The sequence below is a fragment of the Brevundimonas sp. G8 genome (assembly GCF_902506205.1).
Taxonomy (GTDB): Bacteria; Pseudomonadota; Alphaproteobacteria; order Caulobacterales; family Caulobacteraceae; genus Brevundimonas.
Genome location: NZ_LR732816.1, coordinates 1,450,648 through 1,467,683 on the forward strand (window position 1 = coordinate 1,450,648; position 17,036 = coordinate 1,467,683).

Consider the following 17,036-nt stretch of genomic DNA (forward strand, 5'->3'; position numbering starts at 1 on the left):
TTTGAGGCCTCCCGTTTCGGCGGGAGGCCTTTTTCGTGGGCGGCGGTCGCGCTAGGACCACCCCATGACCGATCTCATAGACATCCAAGGCGTCTGCGCACCCGGCTTTGAGGCCGTGCGCGAGGCGTTTGCCGCCAACTTTACCGAGGCGCCCGAGGGGCTGAACGAGCAGGCGGCGCGGTTCAGCGTGCTGGTCGAGGGCGAGGCGGTCGTCGATCTGTGGGCGGGCCATGCGGATACGGCCAAGGCCATGCCGTTCACGGAGACGACCCTGACCTCGGTCTTCTCGACCGGCAAGGCGGTGATGGCGATCCTGATGGCGACGGCGGTCGAGGCGGGGCAGGTCGACTATGACCAGACGGTCGCCTCGCTGTGGCCCGAGTTCGGGGCGGCGGGCAAGGCGGACGTGACCGTGGCCCAGTTGATGAGCCACCAGTCGGGTCTACCGGGCTTTTCCGAGGCGGTCGATCCGACGATCTGGTTCGATGTGCCCGCCGTGCTGGCGCGGCTGGCGGCCCAGGCGCCGATGTGGGCGCCGGGCACGGCCTCGGGCTATCATCCCGTCACGGTGGGCTATCTGGCCAATGAGGTGTTTCGCCGCGCGACGGGGCGGACGATGGGCCAGACGCTGCGCCAGGACTTCGCCGATCTGGATCTGTGGATCGGCCTGCCGGAGAGCGAACACGGGCGCGTGGCGCAGATGAGGAAACCGACCTCCGCCCCCAGCCTGGGCGTGGTCGATCCGATCAAACAGGCGGCCTTCCTGGATCGCGGCTCGGCGCCCGGCGGGCGCGGCTCGGCAGCATGGCGCGAGATGGAGATTCCGTCGGCCAACCTGCACGGCACGGCCTTGGGGCTGGCGCGGATGATGGGGGTGGTCGCCAACGGCGGGGCTTTGGACGGCCGGTCGGTGCTGTCGGCGGGGACGCTGGAGCAGTTGACGCGCGAACGCATCCACGGGGCGGACAAGGTGCTGCCGTTCGAGATCCGCTGGGCGGCGGGGCTGATGCGCAACGACGGGCTGAAGGTGTTCGGGCCGGATGAGGCGTTCGGCCACTATGGCTGGGGCGGGTCGATGGCCATGGCCGATCCATCGCGCCGGTTGTCGGCGGCCTATGTGATGACGCGCCAGTCGCCGCACCTGATCGGCGACCCCCGGCCCAAGCGGCTGTTGGACGCCCTTTACGCCGCCTTCTGAACAGGGCCGGGGGCGGTCAGCAGGCCGATCAAGCCGGCGACGCCCGCGCAGGCCGCGCAGGTCAGGATCACCGCCCGGAAGGCGGCGTGGAAGGCGTCGCGGCCAAGGGGCGTCATCTCCGCGCCCGACATGACCTGGGCCAGCAGGGCGCGGCCGTCGGGCAGGTTCGCGACGGCGGCGAAGACCGCCGACAGCACCAAGCCCAACAGGGCGACGGCCAGCAGGCTGGCGACGCGAGCCACGGCGTTGTTGACGCCCGAAGCCACGCCCGTATGTCCGGCCTTCACCGCCCCCATCACCGTCGCTGTCAGCGGCCCCACGGCCAGGGTCATGCCGATCGCCAGAACCGTCATTCCCGCCAGCGGCCCATCGACATAGCCGGCGCCGAGCGCAGGGATCGCCAGCAGGGCCAGGCCGATGCCCGCGAGCGCCGGGCCGACGCTGAGCGACAGCCGGGCGCCGAACCGGTCGGCGATCCGCCCGGCCAGGCCCGAGAACAGTCCCATGACGGCGGCGAAGGGCAGCATGGCCGCCCCCGCCTCGGTCGCGCTCCAGCCGTGTACGCGGATCAGGTCGAACGGGAGGAAGAACATGGCGCCGCCCAAGGCGAAATAGAGCAGCAGGGTCAGCAGATTGACGCCGCTGAACACCGAAGAGCGAAACAGGCCCAGCGGCATCATGGGATGGCTTTGGCGCGCCTCGGCCCAGACGAAGGCGGCCAGAAGGGCGACGCCGCCGACCAGTCCGCCGAGAATGACAGGCGAGGCGAAGCCCAGATCGGGCGCCGCCGTCAGCGCCCAGGTCAGGGCGCCCAGACCCGCGACGGCCAGTACGGCGCCCATCCAGTCCAGGCCCTTGGCGTCGGGATCGCGGCTTTCGGGCGTGACCGCTAGGGTGACGACGGCGGTCAGGATCGCCAGCGGGACATTGATCCAGAAGATGGCGCGCCAGTCGGCGGCGTCGGCCAGCCACCCGCCGATCAGCGGTCCGATCATGCCGGTCAGGGCGCCGAAGCCGGCCCAGGTTCCAAAGGCCTTGCCGCGCTCCTCCGGCGGGAAGGTCGCGCCGATCACCGCCAGGGCGCCGGGCGTCAGCAGGGCCGCGCCAATCCCCTGCACCGCGCGACCGGCGATCAGGGCCTGAACCGAGGGCGCCAGGGCGCAGCCGATGGAGGCCAGGGCGAAGATCGCCACCCCGATCAGGAAGACGCGGCGTCGCCCGAACCGGTCGCCCGCCGCCCCGCCGATCAAAACGAGGGCGCCCAGGGTCAAGAGATAGGCGTTCGACACCCACTGCACCGCCGCGGTTCCCGCCGCCAGATCGCGCTGCACGGCGGGCAGGGCGACGCCCAGGGCCGAGCCGTCGATGAAGGTCAGGCTGGATCCCAGGACGGTCGCCGCCAGCACCCAGCGTTTGCGCGCCGCCGACAGGTCATGTTCTGGATGGGCGGCGGCGTGGACCTGTCCGCCTTCGCAGGGGCCGGGTTGGGCGGTCGTCATGGCCTCGCCTCCTTGAAGAGCGGAGGCTACGCCGGTTCCGCCGTGGTCTTCAACGCCTCGCGCGCCGCGCGGCTGCGATTGGCGGCGCCCAGGGCGAAGATGCCGGCGCCGGCCCAGATGAAGACGAACGAGACGATGCGCAGCGGCGTCAGGGCCTCGCCCGTCAGGACGCCGCAGGCGAACTGGAGCGTGGGGGCCAGAAACTGGATGAAGCCGACGGTGGACAGGGGCAGGCGCCGCGCCGACCAGGCGAACAGCACCAGCGGGATCACCGTCGCCGGCCCGTTGATCAGGGCCCAGGCCAGGCCCGAGGGCGAAGAAAAGCCTACTGCCTGGCCCTGGATCGTCAGCCAGGCCAGGAAGACCGCGCCGATGGGCAACAGCACCAGGCATTCGACGAACAGGCCGGTCTGGGCGGAGGCGGGGACACGCTTTCGGATCACCGCATAGCCGCAGAATGTGACGGCCAGGGTCAGGCCGATGATCGGCACATGGCCCAGGGCGACGGTCTGGATCACGACCCCGACGGCGGCGAGACCGATGGCGACGGCGCTCCAGCGGTCGATCTTCTCGCGGAACAGCACGGCCCCCGCCGCCATGTTGAGCAGGGGGTTGATGTAGTAGCCGAGGCTGGCCTCCAGCGTCGCATGGTGCGTCGTGGCGAAGACGTAGAGGCTCCAGTTCGTGGCGATCAGCAGGGCCGACAGGGCCAGCCAGGCCAGGGTGCGCGGGGTGGCCAAGACCTTGCGCGCCTCGCCCCACTGACCGGCCAGCAGCAGGACGAGGCCGGCGACGAAGACCGACCAGACGGCTCGGTGGGCCAGGATCTCGGGCGCGCCGAAGCCGTGGGCCGCCATCGCCATGAACAGCAGCGGCAAGAGACCCCACAGGGTGTAGCAGGCGATGGCCGTGCCGACCGCGCGGGGGTCATTGGGGGTGGCGGAGGTCATTGGAGTATGTTCTTCCAAGCCTTTTCCATCATCTTCGGGTCAAGCTCGAGGATGACTGGTCGGATGCTTACACCGTGATCGAACGGTATCCCGACGACGACGTGATGACACCCGTCTCGTCCAGCAGCTGGGCGATCTGGATGGCGTTCAGGGCGGCGCCCTTGCGCAGGTTGTCGGACACGACCCACAGGTTCAGGCCGTGATCAACGGTCGGATCCTTGCGGATGCGCGACACATAGACGGCGTGTTCGCCGGCCGCGTCGACCGGGGTGATATAGCCGTCGTGCTCCTGCTTATCGATCACCAGAACGCCGGGCGCCTCGCGCAGGATGGCGCGGGCCTCGTCGGGTTCCATGGCGCGGTCGAACTCGATGTTGACGGCCTCGGAGTGGCCCACGAAGACCGGCACGCGCACGCAGGTGACGGTGACCTTGATGTCCGGGTCCAGCATCTTGTGCGTCTCGTCCGACATCTTCTGCTCCTCGTCGGTCGAGCCGTCCTCAAGGAAGGCGCCGATGTAGGGGATGACGTTGAAGGCGATCTGTTTGGGGAACTTCTTGGGACGCGCGTCGCCCAGGCCGTAGATGGCCTTGGTCTGGTTCCACAGCTCGTCCATGCCTTCCTTGCCGGCGCCGGACACCGACTGATAGGTCGAGACGACCACCCGCTTGATCTTGGCCGCATCGTGCAGGGGCTTCAGCGCCGTGACCAGCTGGATCGTCGAGCAGTTGGGGTTGGCGATGATGTTCTTCTTTTTGGCGTCCTTGACCGCGTCCGGGTTCACTTCCGGCACGATCAGCGGCACGTCGGGGTCCTTGCGGAAGGCCGAGGAGTTGTCGATCACGATGGGGCCGGCCTTGCCGATCTTTTCAGACCAGGCGCGCGACACGTCGCCGCCGGCGGACATCAGGACGATGTCGACGGTCGAGAAGTCGAACTGTTCGATGTCCTGGCATTTGATGGTCTTGTCGCCGAAGGAGACCTCGACGCCCTTGGACTTGCGCGAGGCGATGGCGTGGATGGCGTCGACGGGGAATTCGACCTCTTCCAGGATGTTCAGCATTTCGCGGCCCACATTGCCCGTGGCTCCGACGATGGCGACGCGATAACCCATTTTTTCTTGTCCTTCGGACGCGCTACGCTCGGCTCAGCGGAGCCTCGCTGCTTGAGCGTTTTTTTGGTGTGGTGTTCGGCATTGCAAATAGGCGTTCGCAGCCGCGAAGCAATCGCTTTTCGGTTCGGGGGACTTTAAGCAGGGCGCCATGACCTCCCGCATCCGCAACGCCTACGATATCCGCGTGGAAGAGGGCGTGCTGACGCCAGATCCAGAGCAGGCCGGCGTGATCGCGGCGCTGGAGCGACTGGAGGTCGATCTGGCCAAGCGCGGCCTGTTCGGCAAGGCGCCGGAGGTGCGGGGCGTCTACCTCTACGGCCCGCCGGGACGCGGCAAGTCGATGCTGATGGACCTGTTCTATTCGGCGACGCCCGAGCCGCGAAAGACCCGCGCCCACTTCCACGCCTTCATGGCCCGCATCCACGACCTGGTGAAACAATGGCGCGAGGGGGATGCGAAGACGAGGAAGGCCGTGTTCGGCACCCACAAGGGCGACGACCCGATCCCGCCGATCGCCAGGCTGATCGCGTCGGAAGCTCGGCTGCTGTGTTTCGACGAACTGCAGGTGACGGACATCGCCGACGCCATGATCCTGGGACGGTTGTTCGAGGCCCTGTTCGAGGATCGGGTGGTACTGGCCATCACCTCGAACCGCGCGCCGGAAGACCTGTACAAGAACGGCATCAATCGCCAGCTCTTCACGCCCTTCATCGACATCATCCGCGACCGTTGCGCGGTGGTGGAGATGGCCGGCGCGCGCGACTGGCGGCGGGACCGGATGACGTCGGCCCAGGTGTGGCACACGCCCGACGACCGGGCAGAGTTCGAGGATCTGTGGCGCGAGCTGAAGGGCGGGGAGCCCGAGGCGTCGGCGCACCTGACCGTGCTGGGCCGCGACGTGGTGGTGGCGCGCACCGTGGGCTCTATGGCCCGGGCGACGTTTGCCGACCTGTGCAGCAAGCCCTTGGGGCCACAGGACTATCTGGCCATCGCCCAGCGGTTCCACACTCTGTTCTTGGAAGACGTGCCGATCCTGAGCTCGGCCAATCATCACGAGGCGCGGCGTCTGGTGACGCTGGTGGACGCGCTCTACGAAGCCAAGACCAAGCTGATCGTGCTGGCGGCGGCCAAGCCCGAGGCCCTCTATACCGAAGGGGTGGGGGCGTTCGAGTTCGAACGGACCGTGTCGCGGTTCAACGAGATGCAGAGCAAGGACTGGCTGGCGCACGTCCGCGACTGACGGCTAGGGTGGGGGCTGACCTTCGGAGTGTTTCCCATGCGCCGCCTCGCCCTCGCCGCCGCCCTTGCTTTGAGTTTGTCGCCACTGACGGCGGGGGCGGCCTCGGCCCAGACGGCGCGGGCGACGGCCAGTCGCGGGCTGACGCCGGCCGAGGTCGGGACGTGGATCACCGGTCTGGGCGGTCGCGTTGGGCCGGTGCAGACCGAGAACGGCCTGACCTTCTTCACCGTGACCAATGCGGGCCTGACCTGGGCGGTCTTCTTCTACGGCTGCGAGGCGGGCGTCTGCGGCGAGGTGCAGTTCAGCGCCGTGGTGCCGGGCGCCGGCGCGACGCTGGACAAGGTCAACGCCTGGAACCGCGACAACCGCTATCTGAAGGCCTTCCACACGGCCGCGGAGACCCCGACGGCGACGGTGCAGTACGATGTCGTCGTGCTGTCAGGCGAAGGCGTGGCGCAACTGGCGGACCCGCTGGCGGTCTGGCTGCAACTGCTGCCCAAGTTCGCGGGCGAGATGGGATATGTGGCGCCGTAGAACTTCCCTCTCCCATTGGGAGAGGGCTTGAGCGTCCGAGAGCGAAGCGATCGGTCTGCGCGAAAGGGTGAGGGGTTACGCTGTGCGACACGGCCCGCACCGTAACCCCTCATCCGGCCCTTCGGGCCACCTTCTCCCCCAGGGAGAAGGGAAGAGTAACGGGAAAAGAAAAAAGGGCCGCAGATTGCTCCACGGCCCTTCGTCATTCGATTGACGCGTGGCTTACGCCAGCGAGGCGTCGATATCCTTGCAGGCCTGCAGCAGGCCCTGGACCGAGGCGACGGACTTTTCGAACATCGCCTTTTCTTCGTCGTTGGTGGTGAACTCGATCACCTTCTCGACGCCGTTGGCGCCGATCAGTGCGGGGACGCCGACGTAGAGGTCCGACAGGCCGTATTCGCCCGACAGCCAGACGGCGCAAGGCAGGACGCGCTTCTGGTCCAGCAGGTAGGACTTGGCCATGGCGATGGCCGATTCAGCGGGCGCGTAGAAGGCCGAGCCGGTCTTCAGCAGGGCCACGATCTCGCCGCCGCCCTTGCGGGTGCGGTCGACGATGGCGTCCAGGTCGGCTTGGCTCAGCAGGCCGGCGGCGACGGCGTCGGGCAGGGGCAGGCCGCCGATGGTCGAGTGGCGCACCATCGGCACCATGTCGTCGCCGTGACCGCCCAGGGTCCAGGCGTGGATGTCCTGAACCGAGACGCCGGTCTTTTCAGCCAGGAAATAGGCGAAGCGGGCCGAGTCGAGCACGCCGGCCATGCCGACGACCTTCTCCTTGGGGAGCCCTGAGAACTTCTGCAGGGCCCAGACCATGGCGTCGAGCGGGTTGGTGATGCAGATGACGAAGGCGTTGGGGGCGTGGGCCTTGATGCCCTCGCCGACGGCCTTCATGACCTTCAGGTTGATGCCGATCAGGTCGTCGCGGCTCATGCCCGGCTTGCGCGGCACGCCGGCGGTGACGATGCAGACGTCGGCGCCCGCGATGTCGGCGTAGTCATTGGCGCCCTTGAGCGACACGTCAGAGCCGAAGACGGCGGTGGCCTCGGCGATGTCGAGGGCCTTGCCCTGAGGGGTGCCTTCGGCGATGTCGAACAGGATCACGTCGCCCAGGGCTTCGCGCGCAGCCACGTGGGCCAGGGTTCCGCCGATCATGCCGGCGCCGATAAGGGCGATCTTCGCGCGAGCCATGGATGTCTCCGTTTATTGCGTGTGCGAAATGGGGATTAATCGTGCGGGCGGTCTAGACCCCTCAAGCGGCTGTCGCAAGAACCTCGCTTTACGGCCTTGGTCGGGGCTGCGAAGGTCCGGCCCTAACCGGAGGATTTCGATGCGCCCTTCTCTCGCTCTCGCCCTGCTGCTGGGCGCCGCGCCTGTCGTCGCTTCTGCGCCTGTCATGGCCCAGACCCCGCCCGCCACCATCGGTGACCGCTATATTCCCGCCCCCTGGTGGATGCGTGATCCGGTGATCGCCTCGGTCGGCCAGGTGCGTGTCGAGATCCAGGCCAACCGCGCCTTCGTCTCCGCCAGTTTCCAGTCGGTGGACCGCAGCGTAACGGAGGCCTCGCGCGCCGCCGCCGACCAGGTGCGGGCGTTGAGCCAGTCCCTGTCGGCTTACGGTGCGGACAAGGTGAGGGTCGAGACCAGCGTCACGACCCGGCCGCTTTACGACCAGTATCGCGACGAGAACGGGGTGATGCGCGACAACACCCGCGCCGACCGCGTGGCGCGCTATCAGGCCGACGCCTCCGTCAGCGTGACGGTGCGCGACGTGCGCCTGATCGAGCGGGTCTATGCGACGATCGTGGCCTCGCGCCCGACGTCGATCGGCCAGGTGAACTTCAACCTGGAGCCGGAGAACAGCTGGAAGGCCAATCTGCAGGCGGAGGCGATGAAGGATGCGCGCCGCCGGGCCGAGGCGGCGGCGACCAATGCGGGCGCGACCCTGGGCCGAGTCAAGATCATCGATCCGTCGGGGCGGGTCTGCCAGACGGATGTGCTGGCGGGCTGGCCCTCCTATGCCGCCGGAGGCCAGGCGACGACGGTGGACGACATCGTGGTGACAGGCTCGCGGGTGAGCGCCGAGGCGGCCTTTGCACCGCCCCCGCCGCCGCCCGCACCGATATCTGGCGGCGGCGGACCCAGCGAGGCGGACATAGAGGCGGCACGGCTGGCGTTGCAACCGCCGTTGCAGACCCTGACCGACAGCGCCTGCGTCATCTACGGGCTGAACTGATGGGGTTTGAGGCAGCGCCGGCCTTCGAGGCCGGTTCGGCCGCCGCCGCCGAATGGCCCCTGTGCCATGTGCGGCTGCAGGACGATGCGCGGTTTCCCTGGCTGATCCTGATCCCGCGCGTCGAGGGGGCGGTGGAGCTGGAGGACCTGAGCGTCGAGCAGCGGGCGATGCTGATGGAGGAGACGGTGCGGGCAGGGTCGCTGGTTCGGCGGCTGGGCGGGGTCGAGAAGCTGAACGTCGGGGCCATCGGCAATGTGACGGCGCAGTTGCATGTTCATGTGGTGGGGCGGAGGCGCGACGACGGCCTGTGGCCCGATCCGGTGTGGGGGCGAGGGCCGGTTGTTCCGTATGCGGACGATGAGCGGGCGCGGCTGCTGTCCCTCATCGGGTCGTCATCCTAGGCCTTGTGCCTAGGATCCAGACTCTCGGTTTCGACGACGGCGCACTCTGCGGACCCACCGGGAGTCTGGATCCTCGCCACGAGGGCGAGGATGACGGGGTCTAGAAGGCGAACCGCGTCATGACCCTCAGATAATATCCAGCGGCACCGCATGGTTCGGCGCGCGGAAGGCCTCGTCCAACCGTTCCAGATCTTCCAGATCAAACTGGATTTCCAAGGCGTCGGCATTGGCCTCGACGTGTTCGACGGAGCTGGCCTTGGGGATGGCGATGACGCCGTCGTGGCGCAGGACGGCGGCGAGGGCCACCTGAGCGGGGCTAACCGAATGGCGGTTGGCGATGTCGCGGATCAGGGGCTGTTCCAGCAGTTCGCCGCGTCCCAGGGGCGAATAGGCCATCATCGGCATGTCGCGCGCCTGCATCCACGGCAGGAGGTCGAACTCCACCCCGCGCGAGGCCAGATTGTAGAGCAGCTGGTTGGCGGCGCAGTCCTCGCCCCCCTCGATCTCCATCAGTTGTTCCATGGCCCGCAGGTCCAGGTTGGATACGCCCCAGCGGGCGATCATTCCCTCGTCGACCAGGTCGCGGAAGGCCTCGACGGTCTCTTCCAGCGGGACGTTGCCTTCCCAGTGCAGCAGGTAGAGATCCAGCCGTTCGACGCCCAGCCGTTCCAGCGACTTCTCGCAGGCCAGCATCATCTTCATCTCCGAGGCGTTCTCGGGCCGGACCTTGGAGACCAGGAAGACCTCGTCGCGGCGGTCGGCGATGACCTCGCCCACTAGTCGCTCGGAACGGCCGTCGCCATACAGTTCGGCCGTGTCGATCAGGGTCATGCCCAGGTCGATGCCGCGGGCGAGAGCCTGCTGTTCCTCGTCGCGCCAGGCCGGGTCGTCGCCCAGCTCCCAGGTGCCTTGGCCGAGGGCGGGAACGGTCGTACCGTCTGCGAATGTGACGAGGCGGGTCATGTCCGTCCTGACGAAGAATAAGCGGCGAAGACCGCGAAGGAGGGTGGAATGCGAACGCGGCTTATCAAGACCGACGGCCTGGTCCAACAGGTTCTGGACGCCGGGTTCGAAGACCCCAACGCGCCGCTGGTCCTGCTGATCCACGGCTTTCCCGAACTGGGGGTCAGCTGGCGGGCCCAGGTCGAGGCCTTGTCCCGGGCAGGTTACCACGTCGTCGCCCCCGACATGAGGGGTTATGGCGGGACCGAGAAGCCGGCGGGGGTGGACGCCTATTCCATCCTGCATCTGGTCGGGGACATGGTCGATCTGGTGCACGCACTGGGCAAGGCGTCCTGCGTCGTGGTCGGTCACGACTGGGGCGCGCCGGTGGCCTGGCATTGCGCCCTGTTGAGGCCCGATGTTTTCACCGCAGTGGCGGGCCTGTCGGTGCCGTTCCAGCCGCGCCGGCCCAAGGGACCGCCCACCGCCGCCATGGCCGCGATCTCAAAACGGGTGGGGCTGGGCGACCTCTATATCAGCCGATTCCAGGCGCCGGACGCCCATCGGGCGCTGGACGACGATCCGGCGACGGCGTTGAGAAAGTTGTTCTACGCCTATGACGGGGCGACCCCGGCGGAGCGGAGATCCACCGGCTTCATGCCCGAGGGCGTGGCGCTGCTGGACACCATCGCCGACGCCGCGACCCTGCCGCCGTGGATGAGCGCGGATCATTTCGACGAATATGTGCAGGCCTTCTCGGCTGGCGGGTTCGACGCGCCGCTGAACTGGTACCGCGCGATGGACCTGAACTGGTCGCTGACAGCCTTCGTGCAGGACCAGAAGATCACACCTCCAGCCCTGTTCGTCGTCGGCGAGGACGATCCGGTGCGCCACTATGCCGGTGGGCATGAGGCGGGGCTGAAGGACTGGGCGCCGGGGCTGACCCGGTCGGTGGTCGTGCCGGGGGCGGGGCACTGGATCCAGCAGGAGCGGTCCGCAGAGGTGAACGCGCTGCTGCTGGAGTTTCTGGCCGGGCTTTAGGCCGCGTCGGCCATCGCCATCCGATCGCGCGCCTCGGCGACGATTTCCAGGCTGTGGATGCGGGCGGCGTTGTCGAACATCATGCCGGTGACCATCAGCTCGTCCACGCCAGTCAGGGCGATGAAGTCGGAGAGCTGGCGCTTGACCGTCTCGGGCCCGCCGACGGCGGAATAGATCAGCCGCCCCTTTGCGCCCTCGATCTGTTGCGACGTCAGGACCGTGGTGATGTCGTCGACGGGCGGGGGCAGTTTGCCGGGCTTGCCGGTCGAGAGGCGGGCGAAGCTCTGCTGCATCGAGGTGGACAGGCGCACGCCTTCCGCGTCGGTGTCGGCGGCGAAGACGTTGATTGCGGCCATGGCGTGGGGCTTGGCCAGGCGATCCGAAGGCGTGAAGCTGCGGCGATAAAGCGACAGGGCCTCAAGCAGCAGTTCGGGGGCGAAATGGCTGGCGAAGGCGTAGGGGAGGCCCAGCTGACCGGCCAGCTGCGCGCTGAACAGGCTGGAGCCTAGCAGCCAGACCGGTACGCGCAGCCCGGCGCCGGGCACGGCGCGGACGGGCTGGTTGTCGGACGCCGGTTCGAACCACTGGATCAGCTCGACCACGTCGCGCGGGAACTGGTCGGCGCCTTCGAAATAGCGACGCAGGGCGCGGGCAGTGGCGCCGTCCGTGCCGGGCGCGCGGCCCAGGCCAACGTCGATGCGGCCGGGGAACAGCGTCTCCAGCGTGCCGAACTGTTCGGCGACCACCAGGGGCGCGTGGTTGGGCAGCATGACGCCGCCCGAGCCGACACGGATACGCTGCGTCCCCGCCGCCACATGGCCGATGACGATCGAGGTGGCGGCGCTGGCGATGCCGGGCATGTTGTGGTGTTCGGCCAGCCAGAACCGCTCATAGCCGAGGCGGTCGGCGGCCTGGGCCAGGGCCAGGGTTTCGTCCAGGCCGCGGCGGGCGTCGCCGCCTTCGACGATGGGGGAGAGGTCAAGAACTGAGAACGGGGTCATGACGCCTAGATCGGGGCTGTGCGTCGCGGTTCAAGGGCGCGGGGTGCGGAACCGCAACCGGGTCGGGCGCTTTAAGACTCGAATCCTCATTACGGAGACCTTCGCCATGACGGACATCGATCCCAACAAGCCTGACGTGGATTGCGACGACGCAAGAGAGGCCGCCGACATGGGCGAAAAGCCGGATCTGGGGCACAAGGCGGACACGCTGATCGACGCCTTGGACGGGAGCGATTCGGGATCGGACACGCGGGCAGGATCGCTGCGGGGCGGATCCGCCTCGGGATCCGACGACGATCCCGATTCGCGTGAGATCAACGCGACCTTGGCGCAAGAGGGACGCGAGTCGGCCGACCCGGACTCACCGTCGGACGCAGACCCAGACGCCGTCGAGGGATCGGGCCGTCGTTTCGACGGTTCCGGCGGTGATCCGGCGGAAGGCGCGCGCGGCGACTGACGACGGCGCCTTGCTGACGCCGCACGCATGCGCCACGGTGGCGCTTCGACCAAATAGGTCTAGGGACGATCTCTCGATGACGCTTCGTTGGGCGGCAGCTGCCGCCGTGGTTCTTTTCTGTATCGCCGGATGCGACCGCACGGCCGAGCCGGCCGACGCGAAGCAGGCGCCCGATGCGGGCGCGCCTGTGGCGGTCGAGGAGACGCCGACGCCGGATCGTGTCGCGCCGTCAGACGACGCGTCTGTTGCGGCCGCACCTGCGATCGACGGCGCGCCGGCTTTCGCTGCGATTTATCCAGGCGCACAGGTCGATGGACAGCCGCTGCTGGCGGGCGGCGAAGCGGGCGCAGGCGGTCTGGTGACCTTCACCACCGACGCCTCGCCGGATCAGATCGTGGCCTTCTATCGCGAGCGGGCGGAGGCGGCTGGGCTGCGATCCGTCACCGGCATGAACCAGGGTGAGGCGCGGGCCTATGGCGCGGCGGGCGACCAGGCCAATGGGCCGTCGCTGCAGGTCGTGGCGGCGCCGACGGATGCGGGCGCGACCTCGGTCCAGCTGGGCTGGAGCGCAGGTCAGTGAGGCCGGTCGCCGCCCTGGGCGCGGCGACGGCGATCCTGCTGGTCGTCGGTTGCGCCGGCGCCTCGAAACCGGTCGTGACGATGCCGACTGAGGGATTTCTGGCCGAGGGGGCGATCGCGCGGCTGGCCGAGGCGGTCCCGCCGCCGCCTGCGGTCGGGTCGACCCAGGACCTGGCGGACAAGGCTGCCTCCGCGCGCTATGTCGCCCTGGAAGACAGTGATCGCTGGCTGCTGGCGACCTCCCATGCGGAACTGCGTCCGCCCCTGGCCCTGCAGCATTTCGACTGCGCTTTGGGCGTGCGACTGGGGTCGGCCGAGACGCCGGCGCTGGATCGGCTGATGGCGCGCGTGTTTCATGACGCGAACAGCGTGGCGGAACGGGTGAAGGCGCGAGCGGCGCGGCCTCGGCCCATCGGCGACGATCCCAACCGGCGCGCCTGTCAGGTCGTGAACGCGGCCGCGCGAAAAAGCGCCTCCTATCCCTCCGGCAGCGCCACCGTGGGCGCGGCCTATGGAGAGGCCTTCGCCGCGCTGGAGCCGGATCGGGCCGAGGCCGTGCGACGGATCGGCCATCAGATCGGCGTCAGCCGCCTGATCTGCGCCATGCATTATCCGACCGACGTGGCTGTGGGCGAAGAGATCGGCCGGGCCGTCGTCGTCGAGGTCGTGCAGACACCCGCCTTCCAGGCGGACGTCGCTGCAGCGCGAGCGGAACTGGAGGCCGCCCGTCGCAGCGGCCTGACCAACCCCGGCTGCGCGGCCGAACGCGCGGCCCTGGCGACCGTCCTGCCCTGACATGGCGCTGTGGCTCGCCCTGTCAGCCCTGGCGTTTCAGGCGTCGCCCGCCGACCGGCCCTGCACCGCGCAGGAAATCCGCGACCTGACCACGCCGTCGGACCGACCCTATCGCCTCAGGTGCCGCGCCGAACTGTCGGGCGTGGATATTCGTCGACGTGTCCTGATTGAGGGGGCGGAGGCGTCGGGTGCGTCGCTGGACTGCGGCGGGGGCGCCGTGCGGGCGCCCGGCCCGGCGACGACCGCTGCGCCGACCGTCGCCGTCTGGTCGCGGCAGGAGGGAGACCAGTGGTCGCGGCCGATCGATGTCGCGGTGCGCAACTGCACCGTCGTGGGCAATGTGCGCATCTGGGGCATGGGCGCCGGCGGGTCGATGCGCGACCTGCTGGCCTCGTCGCGCACCGCGAGCCATACGAAGGCTGCCCAGTCCGCGGCGCCGATCCGGGTCACCCTGGACCGGGTGCGGTTCGAGGGCGTGGGGACCATACCCCTCTATGTCGGGCCGGGGGTGACGCGCACGACGGTGACGCGGTCGACCTTTTCCGGCCGTTCGACGTCCACCGCCGTCTATCTGGACGCCGAAAGCGCGGGCGCGCTGATTCAGGACAATGATTTCGACATCCGCACCGGGCGCGAGCAGATCGCCGTGGACGGCTCGGGCGCCAATCGAATCGTCGGCAACCGGCTGGCCCTGGGCGGCAGGGGCGGGGTCTTCCTGTATCGCAACTGCGGCGAGGACGGGGTGATCCGGCACCAGACGCCGTCATATAATCAGATCACGGACAATGTCTTCACTGGGGCCGGCTGGCTGCGTCCGCGCGCGGTGGTGATCGGCTCACGCGAGGGCGGACGGCCCTATTGCGGCGACGACCGGGGCTGGCCGTTCGGCTCCAGCGTAGACAACGGCGACGGGGCGACGGGCAATGTGACGGCGCGCAACATCGTCCAACGGTGAGGCCTTTGGGCCGCACTTGCGCAAGCTCGCGGTTCGAGGCTGACTGAGCGCCTGATCGATCGGGGGATTTTGAGTATGCGGCTGGTTCTGTTTCTCGCGTCTCTTATCGCCGCCCTGGGGCTGGCCGTGATCGCCAGCCAGACGCCCGCGCCTCTGCCGGCCTCGACGCCCGCCGTCGGCTTTTCCGCCGAGCGGGCCGTGGTCGATGTGCGCCGCATCGCGCGCGCGCCCCATCCTGTCGGATCGGCCGAACATCAGCAGGTCCAGGCCTATCTGGTCCAGCGGCTGGCCGTGCTGGGGCTGCAGCCCAGCCTGCAATCCGGCGCCCTGTCGCCTGCGGCGGTGGCGCGGATCGTGAAGGATGGCGGCGACGCCAGCGCGCTGAGAGCCGTCAATATCGTGGGGGTTCTGCCGGGACGAGATCCTGGCCTGCCCGCCGTCGCCCTGATGGCCCATTACGACAGCGTGCCGAACTCGCCGGGCGCCGCCGACGACGCCACCGGCGTTGCGTCGATCCTGGAAGCCGTGCGGGCGATCAAGGCGCGGGGCGGGGTGGACAGGACGCTGGTCGTCCTGCTGACCGATGCGGAGGAGCTGAACCTGGACGGGGCGCGGGCCTTCTTCAGCGAGCATCCGTTGCGCGACCGCATTGGCGCCGTGATCAACCTGGAAGCGCGGGGCGGCGGCGGGCGCGCCATGATGTTCGAGACCGGACCCGGAAACGCCGAAACCATCGCCCGCTACGCCCAGGCGACGCGCAAGGCGACCGGGGGGCCGTCCAGCAACGCCCTGGCGATCTTCATCTATCGGCTGATGCCCAACGGCACGGATTTCACGGTGGCGGCGGGCCGCGAACTGGCGGGGATCAATCTGGCCTTTATCGGCCGCCCGGCCCAGTACCATTCGCCGTCCTCGACGCCCGACGCGCTGGACCAGGGCAGTCTGCAACATATCGGATCCCAGGCGCTGGAAACCGCCGACGCCTTCCTGCGCGCGCCGAGCCTGCCGCAGGCGACGCAGAATGCGGTCTATGCAGATGTGTTCGGCCTGTTCGTCGTGCATCACCCGCCGGTCGTCGGCTGGATACTGCTGACCATCGCCGGTCTGGCGACCGCCTTCGCCGCCTGGGGCGCGCGTCATGCGACGGGGATGAACGCGATGTCGGTGGTGCGGGGCGCGATGGGTGGCCTGTGGCTGCTGGCCAGCGCCGTGGTCGTGGGCCAGGCCGTGCGGGTGCTGGCCGGGCCGGTCGGCAGCCGGATCGATTCGGCCGAGACCTATTACACCCTGCTGCGCCGACTGCCGGTGCTGGAGATCGGCGTGGCGCTGGCGGTTGCGGGGCTGGTCATGGCTTTGGTTGCCGGACGGGGGCGGATCGGCCGCAGGGTCACGGCCGGGGTCGTCGCCGTCGCGGCGGTTCTGGCGACGGCACTCGGCGGTTTCAGCCCGCTGGTCGTCGGCGCGGCGGTGGTCGCTGTGGGGCTGAGCCCGTGGCCCTCGGGCGAGGACGAGACGCCCTGGGGCGGTTGGCTGGGCTTGATCGTGCTGGTGCTGATCCTGGGCGGGCTGGTCCAGGCCGTGGCGCCCGAGGCGGCCTTCCTGTTCCTCTGGCCCGGCCTGATCGCCGCGCTCGCCGCAGCGCTTGCGGCCGTGATCGGGGCTAGCCTGACGTCCTGGCGCGCCTTGATCCCGGCAGCGGTCGCGACGGTGGTCGTGGGCGGATGGCTGCTGGTGCAGGGGCACGGCGTGTTTCTCGGCGTCGGCATGGACCTGCCCGGCGCCTTGGGCCTGATCGCCCTGTTGGTGGTGCTGACGGCCCGGCCTCTGGCGCCGACATCGGCAGGGGAGGCGAGGGCGCTGAGCGTGCTCGCGGCCGTCTGTCTGATTGCCGGATGCGGTGTGGCATTGGCTGCGAGAGCCATCGCCTGACTGAACCGCCCTACGTCAGAAACGGTCGTGCTTTTTCGATGTTCTCGTTTTGATCAATGAGAACATCTTGTGAACCAGAACAAACCATGCACATAGTCGTCCTCACGAAACGGGGGCGGGTCCAGGCGGGTCTCTCCCAAGCTTAATGACGGGAATCATGGCAAGGGAGAC

The 17,036-nt window shown here is 68.8% G+C and carries 17 protein-coding genes; 11 read left to right on the forward strand and 6 right to left on the reverse strand.

Annotation, left to right across the window (positions count from 1 at the left end; translation table 11 throughout):
• Positions 1–64 precede the first annotated feature (64 nt).
• Entirely contained in the window at positions 65–1,198 is a 1,134-nt protein-coding gene (locus CHRYSEO8AT_RS07020; protein WP_159848266.1) for a serine hydrolase domain-containing protein, read from the forward strand.
• Here the strand turns inward: CHRYSEO8AT_RS07020 and CHRYSEO8AT_RS07025 are convergent.
• From CHRYSEO8AT_RS07025 to CHRYSEO8AT_RS07035, 3 genes are all read right to left on the reverse strand, one after another.
• Positions 1,183–2,697 carry a DHA2 family efflux MFS transporter permease subunit gene (locus CHRYSEO8AT_RS07025; protein ID WP_159848269.1) on the reverse strand — a complete coding sequence of 505 codons (1,515 nt, stop codon included), beginning with the start codon at positions 2,695–2,697 and terminating at the stop codon, positions 1,183–1,185. The genes CHRYSEO8AT_RS07020 and CHRYSEO8AT_RS07025 overlap by 16 nt on opposite strands.
• Before the next feature lie 26 nt (positions 2,698–2,723).
• On the reverse strand, positions 2,724–3,647 hold the full coding sequence (rarD, locus tag CHRYSEO8AT_RS07030) for an EamA family transporter RarD (protein WP_159848272.1): 924 nt from the start codon (positions 3,645–3,647) through the stop codon (positions 2,724–2,726).
• A 67-nt stretch (positions 3,648–3,714) separates the two neighbouring features.
• Positions 3,715–4,761: an aspartate-semialdehyde dehydrogenase gene (locus CHRYSEO8AT_RS07035; RefSeq protein ID WP_159848291.1), complete on the reverse strand. Its 1,047-nt coding sequence runs from the start codon at positions 4,759–4,761 to the stop codon at positions 3,715–3,717.
• A gap of 148 nt (positions 4,762–4,909) precedes the next feature.
• Here CHRYSEO8AT_RS07035 and zapE point away from each other — a divergent pair, with 148 nt between their 5' ends.
• Both zapE and CHRYSEO8AT_RS07045 read left to right on the forward strand, forming a co-directional pair.
• The gene (gene zapE, locus CHRYSEO8AT_RS07040) at positions 4,910–6,001 is read left to right on the forward strand and encodes a cell division protein ZapE (RefSeq protein WP_159848294.1); all 1,092 of its coding nucleotides are present in this window, start codon (positions 4,910–4,912) and stop codon (positions 5,999–6,001) included.
• A 36-nt stretch (positions 6,002–6,037) separates the two neighbouring features.
• On the forward strand, positions 6,038–6,535 hold the full coding sequence (locus CHRYSEO8AT_RS07045) for a YbjN domain-containing protein (RefSeq protein ID WP_159848297.1): 498 nt from the start codon (positions 6,038–6,040) through the stop codon (positions 6,533–6,535).
• 222 nt (positions 6,536–6,757) lie between these two features.
• On the opposite strand, the gene mdh is transcribed toward CHRYSEO8AT_RS07045, so the two are convergent.
• Positions 6,758–7,720 carry a malate dehydrogenase gene (gene mdh / locus CHRYSEO8AT_RS07050; protein ID WP_159848300.1) on the reverse strand — a complete coding sequence of 321 codons (963 nt, stop codon included), beginning with the start codon at positions 7,718–7,720 and terminating at the stop codon, positions 6,758–6,760.
• A 139-nt stretch (positions 7,721–7,859) separates the two neighbouring features.
• Here mdh and CHRYSEO8AT_RS07055 point away from each other — a divergent pair, with 139 nt between their 5' ends.
• Together CHRYSEO8AT_RS07055 and CHRYSEO8AT_RS07060 are read left to right on the forward strand one after the other, a co-directional pair.
• The gene (locus CHRYSEO8AT_RS07055) at positions 7,860–8,765 is read left to right on the forward strand and encodes an SIMPL domain-containing protein (protein WP_159848303.1); all 906 of its coding nucleotides are present in this window, start codon (positions 7,860–7,862) and stop codon (positions 8,763–8,765) included.
• Positions 8,765–9,166: an HIT domain-containing protein gene (locus tag CHRYSEO8AT_RS07060; RefSeq protein ID WP_159848306.1), complete on the forward strand. Its 402-nt coding sequence runs from the start codon at positions 8,765–8,767 to the stop codon at positions 9,164–9,166. The genes CHRYSEO8AT_RS07055 and CHRYSEO8AT_RS07060 overlap by 1 nt, the downstream gene beginning before the upstream one ends.
• 126 nt (positions 9,167–9,292) lie before the next feature.
• Here the strand turns inward: CHRYSEO8AT_RS07060 and CHRYSEO8AT_RS07065 are convergent, their stop codons facing one another.
• A complete protein-coding gene (locus CHRYSEO8AT_RS07065; RefSeq protein ID WP_159848309.1) occupies positions 9,293–10,129 on the reverse strand; it encodes an aldo/keto reductase in 837 nt (278 codons plus the stop codon).
• 48 nt (positions 10,130–10,177) lie between these two features.
• Here CHRYSEO8AT_RS07065 and CHRYSEO8AT_RS07070 point away from each other — a divergent pair, with 48 nt between their 5' ends.
• On the forward strand, positions 10,178–11,149 hold the full coding sequence (locus CHRYSEO8AT_RS07070) for an alpha/beta fold hydrolase (RefSeq protein WP_159848312.1): 972 nt from the start codon (positions 10,178–10,180) through the stop codon (positions 11,147–11,149).
• Here the strand turns inward: CHRYSEO8AT_RS07070 and CHRYSEO8AT_RS07075 are convergent.
• Positions 11,146–12,150, reverse strand: coding sequence for an LLM class flavin-dependent oxidoreductase (locus CHRYSEO8AT_RS07075; protein ID WP_159848315.1), 1,005 nt, complete (start codon positions 12,148–12,150; stop codon positions 11,146–11,148). The genes CHRYSEO8AT_RS07070 and CHRYSEO8AT_RS07075 overlap by 4 nt on opposite strands.
• A 106-nt stretch (positions 12,151–12,256) precedes the next feature.
• Here CHRYSEO8AT_RS07075 and CHRYSEO8AT_RS07080 point away from each other — a divergent pair, with 106 nt between their 5' ends.
• The 5 genes from CHRYSEO8AT_RS07080 (at position 12,257) to CHRYSEO8AT_RS07100 (ending at position 16,865) form a co-directional block, all read left to right on the forward strand.
• A complete protein-coding gene (locus CHRYSEO8AT_RS07080) occupies positions 12,257–12,607 on the forward strand; it encodes a ribonuclease (protein ID WP_236547454.1) in 351 nt (116 codons plus the stop codon).
• A gap of 76 nt (positions 12,608–12,683) precedes the next feature.
• On the forward strand, positions 12,684–13,187 hold the full coding sequence (locus tag CHRYSEO8AT_RS07085) for a hypothetical protein (protein ID WP_159848318.1): 504 nt from the start codon (positions 12,684–12,686) through the stop codon (positions 13,185–13,187).
• Positions 13,184–13,981 carry a PA-phosphatase gene (locus CHRYSEO8AT_RS07090; RefSeq protein WP_159848321.1) on the forward strand — a complete coding sequence of 266 codons (798 nt, stop codon included), beginning with the start codon at positions 13,184–13,186 and terminating at the stop codon, positions 13,979–13,981. Before CHRYSEO8AT_RS07085 ends, CHRYSEO8AT_RS07090 begins: the two co-directional genes overlap by 4 nt.
• A 1-nt stretch (position 13,982) precedes the next feature.
• The gene (locus tag CHRYSEO8AT_RS07095; protein ID WP_159848324.1) at positions 13,983–14,936 is read left to right on the forward strand and encodes a right-handed parallel beta-helix repeat-containing protein; all 954 of its coding nucleotides are present in this window, start codon (positions 13,983–13,985) and stop codon (positions 14,934–14,936) included.
• Between the two features lie 75 nt (positions 14,937–15,011).
• On the forward strand, positions 15,012–16,865 hold the full coding sequence (locus CHRYSEO8AT_RS07100; protein ID WP_159848327.1) for a M20/M25/M40 family metallo-hydrolase: 1,854 nt from the start codon (positions 15,012–15,014) through the stop codon (positions 16,863–16,865).
• The last annotated feature ends 171 nt before the right edge of the window (positions 16,866–17,036 follow it).

Bases quoted from the DNA above. Each gene is read 5' to 3' on its own strand.
- CHRYSEO8AT_RS07100 (WP_159848327.1), top strand. From the start codon at position 15,012: ATGCGGCTGGTTCTGTTTCTCGCGTCTCTTATCGCCGCCCTGGGGCTG.
- CHRYSEO8AT_RS07065 (WP_159848309.1), bottom strand. From the start codon at position 10,129: ATGACCCGCCTCGTCACATTCGCAGACGGTACGACCGTTCCCGCCCTC.
- CHRYSEO8AT_RS07080 (WP_236547454.1), top strand. From the start codon at position 12,257: ATGACGGACATCGATCCCAACAAGCCTGACGTGGATTGCGACGACGCA.
- CHRYSEO8AT_RS07085 (WP_159848318.1), top strand. From the start codon at position 12,684: ATGACGCTTCGTTGGGCGGCAGCTGCCGCCGTGGTTCTTTTCTGTATC.
- CHRYSEO8AT_RS07070 (WP_159848312.1), top strand. From the start codon at position 10,178: ATGCGAACGCGGCTTATCAAGACCGACGGCCTGGTCCAACAGGTTCTG.
- CHRYSEO8AT_RS07025 (WP_159848269.1), bottom strand. From the start codon at position 2,697: ATGACGACCGCCCAACCCGGCCCCTGCGAAGGCGGACAGGTCCACGCC.
- CHRYSEO8AT_RS07075 (WP_159848315.1), bottom strand. From the start codon at position 12,150: ATGACCCCGTTCTCAGTTCTTGACCTCTCCCCCATCGTCGAAGGCGGC.
- rarD (WP_159848272.1), bottom strand. From the start codon at position 3,647: ATGACCTCCGCCACCCCCAATGACCCCCGCGCGGTCGGCACGGCCATC.
- CHRYSEO8AT_RS07035 (WP_159848291.1), bottom strand. From the start codon at position 4,761: ATGGGTTATCGCGTCGCCATCGTCGGAGCCACGGGCAATGTGGGCCGC.
- CHRYSEO8AT_RS07060 (WP_159848306.1), top strand. From the start codon at position 8,765: ATGGGGTTTGAGGCAGCGCCGGCCTTCGAGGCCGGTTCGGCCGCCGCC.
- CHRYSEO8AT_RS07095 (WP_159848324.1), top strand. From the start codon at position 13,983: ATGGCGCTGTGGCTCGCCCTGTCAGCCCTGGCGTTTCAGGCGTCGCCC.
- CHRYSEO8AT_RS07020 (WP_159848266.1), top strand. From the start codon at position 65: ATGACCGATCTCATAGACATCCAAGGCGTCTGCGCACCCGGCTTTGAG.
- mdh (WP_159848300.1), bottom strand. From the start codon at position 7,720: ATGGCTCGCGCGAAGATCGCCCTTATCGGCGCCGGCATGATCGGCGGA.
- zapE (WP_159848294.1), top strand. From the start codon at position 4,910: ATGACCTCCCGCATCCGCAACGCCTACGATATCCGCGTGGAAGAGGGC.
- CHRYSEO8AT_RS07045 (WP_159848297.1), top strand. From the start codon at position 6,038: ATGCGCCGCCTCGCCCTCGCCGCCGCCCTTGCTTTGAGTTTGTCGCCA.
- CHRYSEO8AT_RS07055 (WP_159848303.1), top strand. From the start codon at position 7,860: ATGCGCCCTTCTCTCGCTCTCGCCCTGCTGCTGGGCGCCGCGCCTGTC.